We start from the raw sequence: 15228 nt of genomic DNA, 5'->3' as shown, positions 1-15228 counted from the left end.
TTACTTCGCCTTCTTTGCGCCGTACAGGGAGCGTCCCTGCTTGCGGTCCTTGACACCCTGGGTATCGAGCGCGCCGCGCACGATGTGGTAACGCACACCAGGAAGATCCTTCACACGGCCACCGCGGACGAGCACGATGGAGTGCTCCTGCAGGTTGTGGCCCTCGCCCGGAATGTAGGCGGTAACTTCGATGCCGGAGCTCAGGCGCACACGGGCGACCTTACGCAACGCGGAATTCGGCTTCTTCGGTGTAGTGGTATACACACGGGTGCACACGCCACGACGCAGCGGGCTACCCTTCAAGGCCAAAGTCTTGGATTTCTTTGACTTTGCCTTACGTCCTTTGCGGACAAGTTGTTCTATAGTAGGCAACTTCAGTTCTCCGATTCGTTAATCATTATTTCTTGCGGAGCCGCCTCGCTGCAGCCCCAATCGACGAATCGAAATGAGACAGCCACAGTCCACCGGCCCGATGGCCCTTCGCTCTCCTGCCGCCGCATTGCTGCGCGCAATCTAACAAGTTCCGGGATATCCCAGTGCCCACGCCTGTCACATAAGGCATGCCACTGGCACACACAAGTAAGAAGATTACCACACCCCGACGGACAAACTATGCCGTAAGATATGGAAGATATTCAATCACTTCGGTTCGGCAAACATGAAATAGGCATAAAACCAAAACGTGGTCAATAGGACAAACCGAACAATGCATCGGTTTCCTTCGACCACGTTTCTTAATCAGCAATCCGGGTTGAACTTATATCAATACCGATTGCGGCATAAACCCCTTAATTCACTATCCACGAACGATTCCACGCTCAATTCTTGGCCACGTATTCGTTGAGCTGGGCCAGATAGAGCGCCTTCTTCTCGTCGCTGATCCACGAAGCCTCGAAGGAGTTGCGCGCCAGCTGGATGACCTGATCGCGGCTCAGGCCGAACTGGTCGGCCAGCGCGTAGTAGTTGTCACTGATATAGCCGCCGAAGTAGGCCGGATCGTCGGAGTTGATGCAGATCCTGACGCCCTTGCCCAAGAGCTCCACGATTTCATCGCCCTTCATCTCGGGGCGTACGAAGGAGTTGGAAAGCGGGCAGGAGGTCATGCCGATGTGGTGGCTGACGGCGAAATCGACCAGATCCGGGTCCTCGACGATATTGGTGCCGTGGTCGATGCGTTCCACACCCATGATCTCAAGCGCCTGGCGGATGTGGTCGATCGAGCCGACCTGGTCGATGTCGCAATGAGCCGTCAGATGGAGCCCAGCTGCCGCGGCATCCTCGTACTGACGCGCGAACTTGAGCGGCGGATTGTTGTGTTCGTCGGAGTCCAAGCCGATGCCCAGAATCCAGTCCTTGTATGGCAAGGCCTCAAGCAAGGTCTTGCGGGCGGATTCCTTGGAGAAATCACGCAGGAAGCACATGATCAGATCGGCGTCGACATCGATGGCACGGGCGTCGACGATGGCACGATGCAACCCGTGGATCACGGTCTCGAAAGCGATGCCACGGGAGGTGTGGGCCTGGGGATCAAAGAAGATCTCGACATGGCGCACATGGTTGGCGGCGGCACGTTTCAGATAGGCGAAGGCGAGGTCGTAGAAATCCTGTTCATGCTGCAGCACGTCCATGGCCGGATAGTAGACGGCGAGGAACGAGGCGAGGTCGTCGTATTGGTAGGTCTTGCGGACCTCTTCGATCGTCGTCTGCCCGATGTCGATATGGTTGCGCTTGGCCAATTCAAGCTTCAGCTCAGGTTCCAGCGTCCCCTCGATATGGAGATGAAGCTCGGCTTTTGGCAGATTTTGGATGAATTCTCGTGTGACTTCGGTCGTCATTGAACATGCCTTCCCAATAAAGTTGAACAGCATTTGGTTAACAGCACTACAGCATGTAATCTACCATGCTCCCAAGCCAGCAAACCCTACATCGTCATGAGAACTGTTGCACCCACCGTTCGCAACGGCCATATAGAGTTAGGTCATATCGACGAACGCAGATAAGAGGCGACAGATGATGGATATGAACGACAACGTGGCCGGACTTCACCGCGTTTTCGATACAGGCGCGACTTTACCTTTGGATTGGCGACGGGAACAGCTCAGGCGGATGAAGGGGATGATCACAGCCCATCGAAAGGACATCGAGCATGCCGTTTATCTCGACCTAGGCAAACCCGCGGCCGAAACCGCGCTGATGGAAATCAAACTGGTCTTGGACGAAATAAAGTTCGTCGAGCCGCGTCTGGCGCGCTGGAGCGGAAGGCACCATGTGACCATGCCGCTTTTGATGCAACCTGCGAGAAGCTGGACGATAACGGAACCCAAGGGCGTGATCCTGGTCATTTCACCATGGAACTATCCCCTGATGCTGAGCCTGGAGCCGATGGTCGACGCCATCGCGGCCGGCAATTGCGTATGCCTCAAACCTTCCGAGCTCTCCCCCAATACCAGCGCGTTGCTTCAACGTCTTATCGGCGAATACCTTGATCCGCGGGCTTTTGCGGTCGTCCAGGGAGCCGTGCCCGAAACCACCGAGCTTTTGCGACAACCGTTCGACCATATCTTCTATACCGGCAATGGCAGGGTCGGCTCGATCGTCATGGAAGCGGCGGCGAAACAACTCACGCCGGTCACCCTTGAACTTGGCAGCAAATCACCGGTGTTCGTGGACGCGAGCGCCAATCTCGACGTCGCCGCGGGGCGCATCGCATGGGGTCGCTTCACCAACGCCGGACAGACCTGCGTGGCTCCCGATTATGTCTTGACCACGCCGGAGCTGGTCGAACCGCTGGCACAGAAAATTTCCGCTTTCACACACAAGTTCTTCGGCGACAATCCAGCGGAATCCGCAAGTTACGGAAGAATCGTCAACACCAGACAATTCGACAGGTTGGCCGGGCTTCTGCCAACCGATGGAAAAGCGTTCAGCGGGGGTGAAACGAATCGCGAACGTCTCTATATCGCGCCGACCATCCTCACCAACGTCCGGCCTGACGATCCGGTGATGCAAGAGGAGATCTTCGGACCGATCCTGCCGATTCTTGCAGTGCGCGATGCGCGTGAAGCCGTCAAATTCATCAACAGGCGTCCGAAACCACTGGCTTTATATGTCTTCTCCCGTTCCAAGGCCACCCGGCTGCTGTTCGAACGCCATACCAGCTCGGGCGCGCTCGGCTTCAATCTGCCGCTCGGTCATCTGCTTTCCAGCCGCCTCCCCTTCGGCGGCATCGGCGCATCCGGCATGGGTTCCTATCACGGCAAAGCCGGTTTCCTCGAGTTCAGCCACGTCAAAACAGTGACCAGCAAACCCACGTTCCCGGACACGCTACGCATCGCCTATCCGCCGTACAGAAACATCTTGCGATAATCCGCGATGTTGACCGAATATTGACTGTGCGTGAAAATCACCGATAACGCAAAATCCCCGAAACCTTGCGATTCCGGGGATTGATGGGGTGGCCAACGCGGTTCGAACGCGCGACCTTCTGAACTAAATTGCCTAAATATGGTAGATTTATAGAAAATATGACAAACCTTAATATCGTTGATATTTCAACGGTTCTTTTCTCTATTCTATCTTAGTTTGTTTAGTTAAAAATGACAAAATCAAGCGTTCATCGTGTCTGTATCGTGTCCAGAAAGTTTTAGTAGCCTAAATTAATCCCTAAAATGCTGTTTTAGCCTCGCGCGCGCGACCCCCCCCTCTCAGATTTTTCTGGATTCGGGAGGGAGAGGAATGGGGCCCATGCGGATGGAAGTCCGGCCGGCGGGCTTTTGAGGATTTTACCGCCCCTTCCCCTTGCTTTCGGCATGGAAAAGGCCGGGACGCCGCCGATTGTGGCGGATTCCGGCCTTTGCTTGTTGTTGTTGTGCTTTATGGCCTGATCCATTGCCTGGAGAGCGTCCCGAGCGGCGCGGGCGGTTCCTTGTTGCCTCTCAGGTTGTTGCAGCTTGCGTGGCTGGGCCTGAAGCCTGCGGGATCATGCTGGAGGTCTGGGCGTTTGGTGACGGGATACATGTGGTCGAGGTTGTAGCTGTTGTCCGTGGTGTTCTGCGGAACCTCGTAGTCGATGGGCATCCCGCACAGCCAGCACACGGCGTTGTTTGCCTTGCACTTGGCAAAGAACGCCTTGCGGTCTTTCTGGAACTGCCGGCCGTACTTGCGAATGCCGTGCCTCGATGATCCTCGCGTCATGCCTTGGCCTTGAGGTCGAGCTTGATGAGCGCGTGGGGCTTGAGGATGTCGAGGTTGTAGCGTCCCTCGACGCGTGCCTGGATCTGGTTGCGGGTGAAGCCGCCCGAGGTGTCCCACTCGATGCGGTTCACGCCGTCCGTGGACAGTGTGAGAGCGCCTGCGCCGATCACCCAGCCGGTGCCTTCCGGCAGTCCGGGCACGGTGGCGATCTGGCGTCCCCACAGCGTGCGCTGCACGGGGTCGACGACGTTGCCCATGTAGTATGCGCCGTTGTCGTCGCGGAGCTTCTGGATGGTGAGCCAGTCGGCCGGCGAGAGCGCGATGATGTCGGGCACCAGCCCGATGGTCTCGAGCGCGTTGGTGCCGGCCATGATGGTGTCCAGGATGGTGCCGGCGTACGGCAGGGACTTGGTGCCCTTGGCGTGCTCGAGGCCGGTGAAGTGCTCGCCGGTGCCGTCGCCGTTGATGATCTCGTCCTCGATGGCGTTGAACACCTCGATCACGTATCTGGTGCCGAGCCAGTTGTAGATGTTGCCGGCGTCCTCGAGAAGGAACTTGTCGATCGGTTCGGAGAGCACGGCCACGACCTTGAGCCGCTGGTCGAGGCGTTCCAGGCCGATCTTCTTGACCGGCTTCTCCTCGCCCGGGGCGACGACGGACGCCTTGCCCGAGTCTTCCTTCTCGACCTCCTGGATGACGCTGTAGGTCGGCGCGTCCCTGGTCACGGCTTGCAGGTAGTCCAGCAGGCGCGGCGGCACCTCGCCGCCGGCGTAGGCGGCTATCGGCTCCGTGTTGACGATCGGCACGGGGAACAGCGCCTGCCCCTGGGGCGCGAGTCCCTTCTCGAGCAGCTTGCCGCTGTAGCCGATGACGGTGCGCGGTGCCTCGCTGGAGATGGATCGCAGCGAGAGGTGGCCCCGCTTCTTCGTGCCGACGGCCTCGCCCTGCGTGGGCCGGCCGTTCTTGACCTCGGGCACCCCGTTCGCGGCGAGGTCGGCGTTCACGCTTTTGAACAGGTCGATTCTGCGGCGGAGTTCCTTGGCCTCCTTGGTCTTCTGTTCCAGGTCCTTTTCTTCGTCCGGCAGGATGTTCTCGCCGGCGTCGAGGCGGGACTTGTACTCGCCGATCTTCTTCTCAATGCTCTCGAGCTTCTGTAGCAGGTTCATGTCGTTGTTGTTCTTTCTTTCGTAGTTGTATTGCCATAGCGCGTATTCGTTGAGGTTCTTCTGGGCCTTTGCGGTCGAGTCGATGGCGCTTTTCACCGCCTCGATGCTGGTGTCCTGGTTCGCCCCGAGCGGGACGATGGACACCTCGTAGAGGGTCACGTCGCGCAGCTCGCGCACGCTGGTGCCGTTCGTGAGCGGTATGTTGGCCTTGCTGTTGATGGTGAACGCGAAGCTCATCTGCCGGAGCCTGCGTCCCTTGAGCAGCTTGTAGACCTGGGCGGCCTTGGGGTTGTTGTCGATGTCAAGCTGGCCGAGGATCTTCAGCCCGTGCTCGTCCTGGACGGCCTGCTTGACGTAGCCGATGTTGTAGTCGGGGTCGGCGCTGTTGTGCCCGTAGAGGATGGGTATCGAGTCGCCCGAGGTCTTCCATTCGTTGAGCGTGCGGGTGAACGCGCCCTTGGCCACCACGTCGCCGTAGCAGTCGGGTTCGCGCGTCCAGGTGGACGCGTAGGCGGTGAACTGGCCTTCGCCCATGTTCATGTCATCGGCCTTCTCGCCGGGCATCACCGCGTTGATGGGTATTGATTTCTGTTGCATCAGAGAATACAGCTTTCATGCCAAATGTGAGATATGGGATTGTGACCGGACGGCTCCACGGGCTTCCAATGCCCCGGATAGCGTTCCGGTATCGAACGATCTGGCGTGCGGATGATTGGCGACCCCTCAGGGCGGCCCCCGCTAGCTGATTGCCTTCAATCATACCAGCCGGGGCACCCGAAAGCCAGCCCGCGGCACCCCTATGCCACCCCCTCGGATACTGAAGGGGTCACACGGGGTGCACTATGGTTCACCCCGCCCGCGAGCGCCGGAATCGTTTGGGTGGAGGTTGCGTCTTATTCGGTCTTTGCGGCGTCTGTTCGGCGTTGCTTGATGATCTGGGCGGCTTTCTGGGTGATGTCTGCGGCCATTGCCGGGGACGTGTGGCAGAGTTCGCAGATTCCGGCGAGTTCTTCGACGTTCAGCCGGATGGTGGCGAGCTTGTGGTGCAGGTCGTCGGGTTCCATGCCGAGTTTTCCGGCGGCTTCGGGTATGGTCAGGCCTTCGGTTCTGAGCATGGCGTTCAGGGTCATTCTGATGGCGAGCAGGTCTATCGAAAGCGGGCTGTCTGGCCATCCGTCGAGTTCCGCCTGGGCGTCCATCTCGCACATCGGGCATATCAGCGTCTCAGAGCCTCCCGGCAGGTTGCCGGCCGGTGTCAGGTGATCCATAAGAAGCCCGCACAGCGAGTAGTCGCTTCTTCCCGCCTGGCAGGACGTTTTACGCACATAGTGCAGGATCGTCGGCCCTTCGTCCCCGCGTTGCGGCTGTTCCAGCGTCATCGTGCCGGCGTTCTCCTGAAGTTGGTTGTTGCTGGTCATTTCCTGTTCCTTTCCGGGGTGTCGGCGCAGCCCTGCGCTTCCTCCCCGTCCTCTTCGTCTTGTTTTTCGGTTTCTTCGTTCTTTTGGTTGGCCGTGGTGCCGAGGTTGCGGGCGATTGTCTGGAGCGCCCTGCCCGTCACCGCCGCGAACACCGGGTCGAGCGACGGAACCCTCACCGTCGGCTTCCGACCCTCGATAAGCGCCGTGGCCACCTCGCTAAGGCAGTCGCGGGCGATCCTGGACGCGCACTCGCGCTCGGCCGACACATCCACACCTGGCTCGAACGACGTGTACGACTCCGGGGCCTTCAGACGGGTCACCTTGATGGACATGGCAAGCCTCCCCCGTCGAACAGCGTGCCCTGAACCCACGTTGACGTCCGCGAGCGCCGTTGCGTTTCCCGTTGGGCTTGGTCGAGCAGCATCATGGCCTCGCAGACCGGGCAGCTCTCCCACCGGTAGCCCTCGGGCAACGTGGACATGGGGCGCATGTCGTGCGCGGTACGGTCGATGCCGCACCAGGTGTACCTGCCGCCCTGATGCCGCAGATCGGGCTGGTGGCAGTACACCGTCTCGACCGGTTTCCTGGTATTGCTCATGGCCGCCCGTCTCCCGTCCGCGAGCGCCGGAATCGGGATAATCGAACATCTTTCCTGTGCGGTTCCGTTCGGTTGGTGTTTGGGAGGCTACCTAGCGTACCTAGCCGCCTAGGCGTTGGAATCATTGGGGTTTCGTACCTAGAGTTTGTGCCTAGAGTACCTAGCGATTGCGCCGCCACTAGGTACTCTAGGCGGTTTACTGGGTACGTAAACCGTTGTGCGAGTAAGGCTAGGCGGCTAGGTACACTAGGTACCCTTCCGATAAAGTGCCTATGTTTCATCGCAACCTCCATGAGTTCGCTGATTCCTTGCCGGTGTCATCCCCGCAGATTGCTATCTGGCCTTCGTCGCGCAGGTCTGCGAGCGCCGGATACGTGTATTGCCTGCATGAGCGGGCGATGTTCTGCCTGATCTTCCAGCCCTTGACCCCCTTGCGTGATGGTCTGAGGGCTTCGAGATAGTCGAGTACCTTGCCTTTGGCGTTGTCGATGCCGCGTTCTCGCACCTCGCCGCGCGCCGAGTCGTTGATCTCCAGCTCGTCGGCCTTCAGGTGGCTGCGGGCGGTTTTCATGTCCCGTATGCACTTGGCGCGGTACGTGGCGCTGTGCTCCATGACCGTCTTGGCGTTCCTCCACTCCAGTTCGGTGACTACCGGCATCTCGCCGGGACGGTCGAGCAGGGCCAGCAGCGCGGCCACGCGAGAGGTCACCAGCAGCCGGTGGGCGTCCAGCGGGTTCGCGAGCGCCCCGTGGTTCGTTCTGATCCGCTCGTAGTCGAACTCGTCGGCCACCAGGGGCGGGTAGCCCACATGTCTGAACGTCCTCGGGTATTCGTTCGGCTTGTGCAGGCCGTCGGAGCCGGGGTTGCAGTACGCCTGCATCACTCCCATGTCGGGGTCGGCCGGCAGCTTCGAGGTGTCATAGGGGAAGCAGGTCAGCGAGTCCAGCACCCTGCGCGTGGGCGTGGCGTCCAAGGGTGTCTCGGGGTCGAGCACGTCGAACCACAGGAACCGCTGCGGCAGGCCGGAACCCGCCTCGTCCAGCAGCACGCCCGCGTTTGACGGTTGCACGCCCGTTATCAGGCACAGCCGGTAGCCCAGGCGGGGAATCTCGTAGCGGTCGGCCTCGTTGCGGTTCGCCGCCCCGATAGGCTCGCCCTGGTAGGCCGACAGCAGCGTGCTGATCAGCGTGCTGCCTATCCGCTTCGCCGCACCTCCCAGATGGGTGATCTCGGGCACCGAAAGCAGCGCACGGCTCGACAGCAGCTTCAGCCTGGTGGAGCCGTCCTCGTTGCGCTCACGCGCCGCGAACATCGTGGGTATCCCCTCGCCGGACGCCGGTATATGCGTCTGCGCGTCGCGGATGTCTGGAACGAGGGTCTTGGCCGCACGCTCCGTCATCCCCTTGCCAGCGCCCGAGCCTCCCAGCAACGCCAGGAACAACTGCACCGGCATCGGCTGGCCGTTGTCCAACGGGTCGGCCACCACATTCGCCGGCAGCGCCACCGCGATACGCGTCAGCACCGCCCCCAGCAAAGCCCACGGGTTCACCCTGATGCCCCTGGAACGCGCATACCGCCGGATCTCCAGCAAGGGCGTCGAGGACAGCCAGAACGAATCATCCGGATCGGGCGTCCCCTCCAGCGGATCAATTGGTCGACCCGAGGCGTCACGCGGGATCGCATCGCCGTAGAAGCCGCCGTTGACGCTCTCGATGTCATCGATCACGCTCTCGGCCTCGGCGGCCGGCACCATGTCCGCGAGCGCCGACATCACAGGACGTTTCGCCATCAGACGCAACCCCCCACATGCCGGTAGACGAACGAAAGCACGTCCCCACGCCGGTACGACACCGAACCATCCAGGCCCACACTGGAGGCGAGGCCGATGTTCGCCCTGCGCCACGCGGCCACCAACGACGCCGGCACACCCAACGTCGAGGCCAGCACTCGCTCGGTGCATTTCTTCGGCAGCGTCTTCACCGCCTGGTACTGCTTCAGCGTGAACGCAGGCAAAGTCAGCCCGAGAACGCTAGAATAGTCTTGGTTCCCATCTTTGGTAGATTCAGAACCGTTCCGGGTCGCGGCTGTTCCAGCAGGCGCGACCTTTTCAATCGTCATCTGCTTCATTTTTCTGTCCTCGACTTTTCTTTAGCCTCGTTGCTGCTGTTAAAAGTATGAGTTTCAATGTAATGCAGAATGTCTTCACGCCGGTAACAGACCTTTCGCCCCATTTTCACAAAAGCCAAATGAGACCCTTCACAGCGCCAAAAAGCAAGAGTGTTTACCGGTATCCCGGTAACTTCTTCCACTTTTTGCGGACTGTTTAAAGGTTGTAAAGCGGCTGCAACCTCCTCCAGAGCCGAAGGAATTGTTATTGTGTTACTCAATTCAACCTCCAAATATCGTTACTTTAAATAACGATTTCGATATTATCGAATTAAATTTGATTGTCAAACGTGAATCTTTACGGCGAGTCACGAAAAATAACTAAATGTCATGAACAGTTTTTAATCTATACTTATGATTACTTCAGATGACGCCATAATCGGCGAGCGCGTTAAAAAGTTACGTGGCGAAACCTCACAGGCAGAGGTGGCAAGTGAAATGCGCTCACGAGGCCATGCTTGGAAAAAGCAAACTGTTTACAACATCGAATCCGGACAACGCCAATTGAAACTCATAGAGGCAAGGGACTTGTTGGCCTGTCTTGGCTACGATCCAGCAAAATATTTGGTTAGCCTCACGATGCCGGAAAATGAAAAATACGCATGGGAAGCAAAGACAGATTTTGAAAATTGCTATGATGCGCTGAGGATAGCCATGCACAATTACGGTGGAGCACTGCGAGAGCTAGAAATTGCTATAAAGCCCAAACCAAACCAACCACAATATGAGCCTTCAGAAGCAACCAAAACGGAAATTAAACGGATGCTAGAGATCTTTAATGTTGATTATGTGGCTTCCTGGGCAACTGGATGGATAGAGTCAGGAAAACGTGGTGAAGGACTGAACGGTACACCATATCGCGATTTAGTCGACAGGAGGGAAGTGAAAGCAGCCATCTCCGAAGAAAAGTCACATCCTCACACCCCCAAAGACTGGGTAGAGAAATATTCGCCAACAACAGAAAAGAAATAATAATGGCTAAAGCTTGGGTCACTGATCGCTGGCTGAGTAAAGATGCCCCAGCGTCAGTCCGGCGTTCCCTGAATGCAGCTAAAAGACCCGAGCGCGCCCGTGTACCACAGGAATGGCGGTTGTCAAGCTATGGAAAAGGCCGGCGTTGGCGTGTTGACTGGTATGCCGTAAATCCCTCCACGGGGCTGAATACACGTCATAACCGTAAGTTCGAAAGCCGGGGAGATGCCGAAAGCTATGCGGCCGCTATGGAGGATGATCTGCGTTCCGGACGGTATATCGATCCTGCCGATCGTTCCAAAACGTTCGCTTCAGTGGCCACGGAATGGTTCAAATCAAAGAACGCAGTGAAAGCAACTACCAGGGACAGACTCGGCCGGGAGCTGCGGATATATTGTCTGCCGAAGTGGGGAGCCATACCGATCAGGGCGATCAGCGAGGCGTCAATCAATGAATGGGTGGCACAACTGCTAGACGGTTCGGCACCCGCCAATTTGAAGTCGGGCGGCGACCCCAGTCCACTTTCACCTGGAACAATCAAGCATGTAGTGGGTGTGACCTTCGGTAGCGTCCTTCGCTATGCGGCCAAACCCTCCAGGAAATGGATAGCGTTCAATCCGCTGGAGGATGTGCGTCTACCCAAGGACACCAAGCCAGAGAAGCGGGCATATCTGACCGATTCCGAGGTGGAACTGCTGGCTGAATCCGCTGAAGGCGTCGGCCAGCCACAGGACGGCCTTATCGTGCTCACGCTGGCCTATACGGGGCTGAGGATAAACGAGCTATTCGCCCTTCAGGTGCAGGATGTCGATTTGAAGGCGAGGCGTCTGAAAGTGTCGAAGACCTGGACGCGGGACGGTGGCCGGCAGATACTCGGCACCCCGAAAAGCGGCATCACTCGCAAAGTTCCGATCCCCGCGTTTCTTGTTCCCAGGATTAAAGAGCAGATCGATGGCCGTCCGTTTGATTCATGGCTGTTCCCGAACTCGCAGGGAGGGCATATAGCCGATCCTAACTGGCGTGACCGGGTGTGGAGGAAGGCCGTGGCCGGAAGTGGGCTTGACGTGCCGAATTTGGTGATCCATTCCCTGCGGCACACCTATGCGTCGCTCAGCATAGCGGCCGGCGCGTCGGTGAAGACGCTTCAGAGTGCCATGGGGCACGCCGACGCCACGGAAACGTTGAACATTTATGCCGACCTGTGGCCAGAACAGCTGGATAATGTTGCCGATGCCCTTGATTTGCGTCGTAGAGAAGCCCTGAAGAGCCGCGAGCGCCAATAGCAATGTCGTTCATCGTGTCTAATCGTGTCCAGCGTCGTTTTAGGGGCGGATATGAAAAATCCCCGGAACATTGATATTCCGAGGATTTGATGGGGTGGCCAACGCGGTTCGAACGCGCGACCTTCTGAACCACAATCAGATGCTCTACCTGCTGAGCTATGGCCACCATCGAAGTCGAACACCGACCGGCTCAATGAGCCAATCAACATCCGCACAACAGATAAGAACTATACATGATTCTCAAGACCTTAGGCGTCCGGCGCGTCGCAAACCACCGAATACCTTTTGCCCTCAAGTTCCTCAAGTCCCGCAAACCGCTCAGTATTTGAACATGGGGATGTTATGGTCCTTGATGAGCTGCTCGGCGACCGCCCGCGTGTGATACGCGTCAACAATCTTACGCAAATTCTCACTGTCCTTATTACTCGTGTTGGCTATGATGATGTTCACATAAGGCTTGAAACTCGGGTCGCCAGGCTTGAGTTTCGGGGCGTAGATGGCGTCCTCCGGCTTCTTGCCCGCGTCGACGATGAAGTTCGTGTTGACGACACCGCCGGCATAATCGGGCAACAGATTGATGATGGAGGCCGCGTCGTTGAGTTCGACGACAATGCCGCTGGGATTGGCGACGATGTCATCGGTTGTGGGGTCGGCTTTCGTGTTGTCTTTGAGCTTGATGAGCCCCGCTGAATCCAGCACCTTGAGCGAGCGGCCGAGGTTGGTGACGTTGTTGGGCACCGCGACCTTGTCACCAGGTTTGAAGTCCTTGACGCTCTTGTATTTTTGCGAATACAGGTTCATCGGCGAGATGTAGGTTTCGGCGATAGGAGTCAACTTATAGCCCTTCTCCTTTTTGTCCTGATTCAGGAAGGCGTAATGCTCGCAAGCCGAGATGTCGAGTTCGTGGTTGGCAAGCGCCTGATCGGCGTAGATGGCGTCCTGGAAGGTCCGGTATTTCAGCTTGATATTGGCGTGCTCCTCGTCAAGCCGGGCCTGCACGGCCTTCCATTCGGCATCATCGGAATTGCCGACCAGGGCCACGGTGACGACCTGCTCCTTGTTCGCTTTGGCGTTGCGGAAGATGCTGATGCCGGCGATGACCAACACCACCACGACGATCGCCGCGAGCAGGGCGAAGAGTTGGTGCTTGGCTTTGGTTTGTTTTTTGGTGGCCATGGGAAACCTTTCTGGGTGTGTTCGACCTGGCGGCTTGTCATTTTGCACGACACTGATTGCCGTCAGAGGATTGTTATTTTGAGATTGAAATAGGTTTGGTAGCGGTTCTCGCGTATCCGATATCGGAAACAGGTTCGGTTCCGTCAGTGTTCGGTGATCTCGACGAGCAAGCGGCCGATGAGTTCGACCAGGCCAACGAGGAGCACCAGGACGATGATGGTGGCGATGGTGACGTCCATCATGTAGCGCTGGTAGCCGTAGCGGATGGCGAAATCGCCGAGTCCCCCGCCGCCGACCACGCCGACCACCGCGGTCATGTCGATGAGGCTGACCAAGGTGATGACGCTGACGCGGATGATCGAGGGGATCGCCTCACGCAGGTAGACGCGCCAGATGATCTCAGGAAGGCTCATGCCCATGGCCTGCGCCGCCTCGATCAACCTGGAATCAATGCCTGCCAGGGCCGATTGGATCTGGCGGGCGAAGAACGGGGTGATGCCGACGACCAGCGGGAACAACGCGCCTTTCGTGCCGATGGCCGTGCCCACGATGAAGCGGGTGACCGGCACCAACGAGGCCGCCAGGATGATGAACGGAATCGAGCGGAACAGGTTGATGAGCTTGTCGATGACGTTGAAGACGACCTTGTTGGGACGAAGCCCTCCAGGTTTGGTGATGGTGACGGCGACGCCCAGGATGACCGCCAGGACGAAGGAGATCAGACCGGCGATGGCGACCATGATGATCGTCTGCACGAACGAGTCGAAGAATTCCGGCAGACGGCTCATCACGTTCGGAAACCAAAGGTTGAGCAGATTAAGCACGATCGATCACCTCGATGCCGATATTGCGTTCCTTCAAATAGGCGAGCGCGTCATTGATTTTCTTGGAATCGCCTTTGAGCATGACGACCAGCCCGCCGAGCGGCGCGTTCTCGACGATGTCGATGTCGGCGAAAATGATGTTGACGTCGATCGAGAACTCGCGCGAGATGTGCGAGACCAAGGCCTCGGAGACCTCTTTGGCGATGTAGTTCATGCGTAGCAGCACCTGCCCGGGTTGCGGCTCGACCAGCGGCGAATGGTCGTCAAGCAGCTCGTGGACCTTGTCGAGGTTCGAGGTCGTGGCGACGAATGCCTTGGTGAGCGCGGCCTTTGGCGCTGCGAAGATGTCGAAGACATCGCCCTTCTCGACGATGGTGCCGTGGTCGATGACGGCGACCTTGTTGCAGATCTGCTTGATGACGGCCATCTGGTGGGTGATGACGACGATGGTCAGGCCCAGCGTGTCGTGCAGGTTGCGCAACAGGGCGAGGATGGATTTGGTCGTGGTCGGATCGAGCGCACTCGTCGCCTCGTCGCTCAACAATATGCTGGGCCTGTTGACCAAGGCCCTGGCGATGGCGACGCGCTGCTGCTGGCCGCCGGAAAGCTCGCCGGGATAGGCATCGGCCTTCTCGGTCAGGCCGACCAGTTCCAAAAGCTCCGAGACGCGCTCCTGCCGCGTTTTGGCGTCGGTTTTGCCGCGGAAGGCGAGCTCGACGTTGGCGGCCACTGTGCGCGAGGGCATCAGGTTGAACGACTGGAAGATCATGCCGACATCGCTTCTCAAGGCGCGTAGCTCCTTGGGGCGCAGATCGGCGACCTCCTTGCCGTTGACGGCGAGCGTGCCGCCATCGTAATGCTCAAGCCCGTTGATGCAACGCACCAGCGTGGACTTGCCGGCACCGGACAATCCGATGATGCCGTAGATATCCCCTTTTTCGACATCTAGATCCACGCCGCTCAACGCGACTTTCTCGCCGTCTTCACTGGGATATTTCTTTGTCAGGTTACGTATCGTGATAGCTTGTGACATCGAATCACCTCCCTCGTCTTTCCCATCCATCCACCGTGCAAGCGCGCTTTTTGCAAGCCACTGAACCGCGGACAGCTCAATGAATCCACCGTTTTTCTTGACATCGCCGGCGTTAGCAACCGAGTGTATCGGCATACATTCGGCCATCGCAACCTGAACGATATACGCAGAATCAATAGTCATTTATCAATCACGCAAGCCGCAGGCGAGGCCGGGCACGTTCTTCTGGTTTTTATTTCGCCGGCCATGGATTTTTATCAGTATGTGGACATATCAACCTGCCCTGCAACCCTCGCTTAATGTAACGTCCGTCACATAACTGTTGTGTTCTTGCTTACAAAGGGCCGCTTTCGCTTGAATGACGGCACACCATCGACTCATAATGAAAAAAGTCTTTA

General features: G+C 58.0%; 17 protein-coding genes and 1 tRNA gene. 4 read left to right on the top strand and 14 right to left on the bottom strand.

Going from position 1 to position 15228, the window contains the following annotated elements; genetic code table 11:
• Together rpsL and OZX73_RS03515 are read right to left on the bottom strand one after the other, a co-directional pair.
• Positions 1 to 372: a 30S ribosomal protein S12 gene (gene rpsL, locus OZX73_RS03520; protein ID WP_277141808.1), complete on the bottom strand. Its 372-nt coding sequence runs from the start codon at positions 370 to 372 to the stop codon at positions 1 to 3.
• A gap of 446 nt (positions 373 to 818) precedes the next feature.
• On the bottom strand, positions 819 to 1835 hold the full coding sequence (locus OZX73_RS03515) for an adenosine deaminase (protein WP_277150712.1): 1017 nt from the start codon (positions 1833 to 1835) through the stop codon (positions 819 to 821).
• Between the two features lie 184 nt (positions 1836 to 2019).
• Here OZX73_RS03515 and OZX73_RS03510 point away from each other — a divergent pair, with 184 nt between their 5' ends.
• Positions 2020 to 3366 carry an aldehyde dehydrogenase family protein gene (locus OZX73_RS03510; protein WP_277150911.1) on the top strand — a complete coding sequence of 449 codons (1347 nt, stop codon included), beginning with the start codon at positions 2020 to 2022 and terminating at the stop codon, positions 3364 to 3366.
• A gap of 507 nt (positions 3367 to 3873) precedes the next feature.
• Here OZX73_RS03510 and OZX73_RS03505 read toward each other — a convergent pair.
• The 6 genes from OZX73_RS03505 to OZX73_RS03480 form a co-directional block, all read right to left on the bottom strand.
• Positions 3874 to 4194 (bottom strand): hypothetical protein, encoded by a 321-nt coding sequence (locus OZX73_RS03505; protein ID WP_277150711.1) that lies wholly within the window; start codon positions 4192 to 4194, stop codon positions 3874 to 3876.
• Positions 4191 to 5957, bottom strand: a complete 1767-nt coding sequence (locus OZX73_RS03500; protein ID WP_277150710.1) for an HK97 family phage prohead protease — start codon at positions 5955 to 5957, stop codon at positions 4191 to 4193. Before OZX73_RS03500 ends, OZX73_RS03505 begins: the two co-directional genes overlap by 4 nt.
• 296 nt (positions 5958 to 6253) lie before the next feature.
• Positions 6254 to 6778, bottom strand: coding sequence for a hypothetical protein (locus OZX73_RS03495; protein WP_277150709.1), 525 nt, complete (start codon positions 6776 to 6778; stop codon positions 6254 to 6256).
• Entirely contained in the window at positions 6775 to 7110 is a 336-nt protein-coding gene (locus OZX73_RS03490) for a hypothetical protein (RefSeq protein WP_277150708.1), read from the bottom strand. The genes OZX73_RS03495 and OZX73_RS03490 overlap by 4 nt, the downstream gene beginning before the upstream one ends.
• Positions 7095 to 7376, bottom strand: a complete 282-nt coding sequence (locus tag OZX73_RS03485) for a hypothetical protein (protein WP_277150707.1) — start codon at positions 7374 to 7376, stop codon at positions 7095 to 7097. The genes OZX73_RS03490 and OZX73_RS03485 overlap by 16 nt, the downstream gene beginning before the upstream one ends.
• 277 nt (positions 7377 to 7653) lie before the next feature.
• The gene (locus OZX73_RS03480; protein ID WP_277150706.1) at positions 7654 to 8775 is read right to left on the bottom strand and encodes a hypothetical protein; all 1122 of its coding nucleotides are present in this window, start codon (positions 8773 to 8775) and stop codon (positions 7654 to 7656) included.
• Between OZX73_RS03480 and OZX73_RS03475 the strand changes: the two genes are divergently transcribed.
• A complete protein-coding gene (locus tag OZX73_RS03475; protein ID WP_277150705.1) occupies positions 8756 to 9067 on the top strand; it encodes a hypothetical protein in 312 nt (103 codons plus the stop codon). The two genes, OZX73_RS03480 and OZX73_RS03475, sit on opposite strands and share 20 nt — an antisense overlap.
• 97 nt (positions 9068 to 9164) lie before the next feature.
• Here the strand turns inward: OZX73_RS03475 and OZX73_RS03470 are convergent, their stop codons facing one another.
• On the bottom strand, positions 9165 to 9494 hold the full coding sequence (locus OZX73_RS03470) for a hypothetical protein (protein ID WP_277150703.1): 330 nt from the start codon (positions 9492 to 9494) through the stop codon (positions 9165 to 9167).
• 5 nt (positions 9495 to 9499) lie between these two features.
• The gene (locus tag OZX73_RS03465; RefSeq protein WP_277150701.1) at positions 9500 to 9763 is read right to left on the bottom strand and encodes a hypothetical protein; all 264 of its coding nucleotides are present in this window, start codon (positions 9761 to 9763) and stop codon (positions 9500 to 9502) included.
• 133 nt (positions 9764 to 9896) lie between these two features.
• Here OZX73_RS03465 and OZX73_RS03460 point away from each other — a divergent pair, with 133 nt between their 5' ends.
• Both OZX73_RS03460 and OZX73_RS03455 read left to right on the top strand, forming a co-directional pair.
• Complete coding sequence (locus tag OZX73_RS03460) at positions 9897 to 10514, top strand: helix-turn-helix transcriptional regulator (protein WP_277150698.1); 618 nt, start codon at positions 9897 to 9899, stop codon at positions 10512 to 10514.
• 2 nt (positions 10515 to 10516) lie between these two features.
• Positions 10517 to 11797: a site-specific integrase gene (locus OZX73_RS03455; RefSeq protein ID WP_277150696.1), complete on the top strand. Its 1281-nt coding sequence runs from the start codon at positions 10517 to 10519 to the stop codon at positions 11795 to 11797.
• Between the two features lie 90 nt (positions 11798 to 11887).
• On the opposite strand, the gene OZX73_RS03450 is transcribed toward OZX73_RS03455, so the two are convergent.
• The 4 genes from OZX73_RS03450 to OZX73_RS03435 all read right to left on the bottom strand — a co-directional run bounded on the left by OZX73_RS03450 (position 11888) and on the right by OZX73_RS03435 (position 14830).
• Positions 11888 to 11963, bottom strand: a tRNA-His gene (locus tag OZX73_RS03450).
• Positions 11964 to 12115: 152 nt separating this feature from the next.
• Positions 12116 to 12973 (bottom strand): MetQ/NlpA family ABC transporter substrate-binding protein, encoded by an 858-nt coding sequence (locus OZX73_RS03445; RefSeq protein ID WP_277150694.1) that lies wholly within the window; start codon positions 12971 to 12973, stop codon positions 12116 to 12118.
• Positions 12974 to 13116: 143 nt separating this feature from the next.
• Complete coding sequence (locus OZX73_RS03440; RefSeq protein WP_277150692.1) at positions 13117 to 13797, bottom strand: methionine ABC transporter permease; 681 nt, start codon at positions 13795 to 13797, stop codon at positions 13117 to 13119.
• The gene (locus OZX73_RS03435) at positions 13790 to 14830 is read right to left on the bottom strand and encodes an ATP-binding cassette domain-containing protein (protein WP_277150690.1); all 1041 of its coding nucleotides are present in this window, start codon (positions 14828 to 14830) and stop codon (positions 13790 to 13792) included. Before OZX73_RS03435 ends, OZX73_RS03440 begins: the two co-directional genes overlap by 8 nt.
• Positions 14831 to 15228: the final 398 nt, after the last annotated feature.

This window comes from Bifidobacterium sp. ESL0775, assembly GCF_029395475.1.
Taxonomy (GTDB): Bacteria; Actinomycetota; Actinomycetes; order Actinomycetales; family Bifidobacteriaceae; genus Bifidobacterium.
This window is presented reverse-complemented; position numbering and strand designations above follow the sequence as displayed.

Bases quoted from the DNA above. Each gene is read 5' to 3' on its own strand.
- OZX73_RS03460 (WP_277150698.1), top strand. From the start codon at position 9,897: ATGATTACTTCAGATGACGCCATAATCGGCGAGCGCGTTAAAAAGTTA.
- OZX73_RS03500 (WP_277150710.1), bottom strand. From the start codon at position 5,957: ATGCAACAGAAATCAATACCCATCAACGCGGTGATGCCCGGCGAGAAG.
- OZX73_RS03455 (WP_277150696.1), top strand. From the start codon at position 10,517: ATGGCTAAAGCTTGGGTCACTGATCGCTGGCTGAGTAAAGATGCCCCA.
- OZX73_RS03490 (WP_277150708.1), bottom strand. From the start codon at position 7,110: ATGTCCATCAAGGTGACCCGTCTGAAGGCCCCGGAGTCGTACACGTCG.
- OZX73_RS03470 (WP_277150703.1), bottom strand. From the start codon at position 9,494: ATGACGATTGAAAAGGTCGCGCCTGCTGGAACAGCCGCGACCCGGAAC.
- OZX73_RS03445 (WP_277150694.1), bottom strand. From the start codon at position 12,973: ATGGCCACCAAAAAACAAACCAAAGCCAAGCACCAACTCTTCGCCCTG.
- OZX73_RS03510 (WP_277150911.1), top strand. From the start codon at position 2,020: ATGAACGACAACGTGGCCGGACTTCACCGCGTTTTCGATACAGGCGCG.
- OZX73_RS03435 (WP_277150690.1), bottom strand. From the start codon at position 14,830: ATGTCACAAGCTATCACGATACGTAACCTGACAAAGAAATATCCCAGT.
- OZX73_RS03495 (WP_277150709.1), bottom strand. From the start codon at position 6,778: ATGACCAGCAACAACCAACTTCAGGAGAACGCCGGCACGATGACGCTG.
- OZX73_RS03505 (WP_277150711.1), bottom strand. From the start codon at position 4,194: ATGACGCGAGGATCATCGAGGCACGGCATTCGCAAGTACGGCCGGCAG.
- OZX73_RS03485 (WP_277150707.1), bottom strand. From the start codon at position 7,376: ATGAGCAATACCAGGAAACCGGTCGAGACGGTGTACTGCCACCAGCCC.
- OZX73_RS03480 (WP_277150706.1), bottom strand. From the start codon at position 8,775: ATGACGGAGCGTGCGGCCAAGACCCTCGTTCCAGACATCCGCGACGCG.
- OZX73_RS03515 (WP_277150712.1), bottom strand. From the start codon at position 1,835: ATGACGACCGAAGTCACACGAGAATTCATCCAAAATCTGCCAAAAGCC.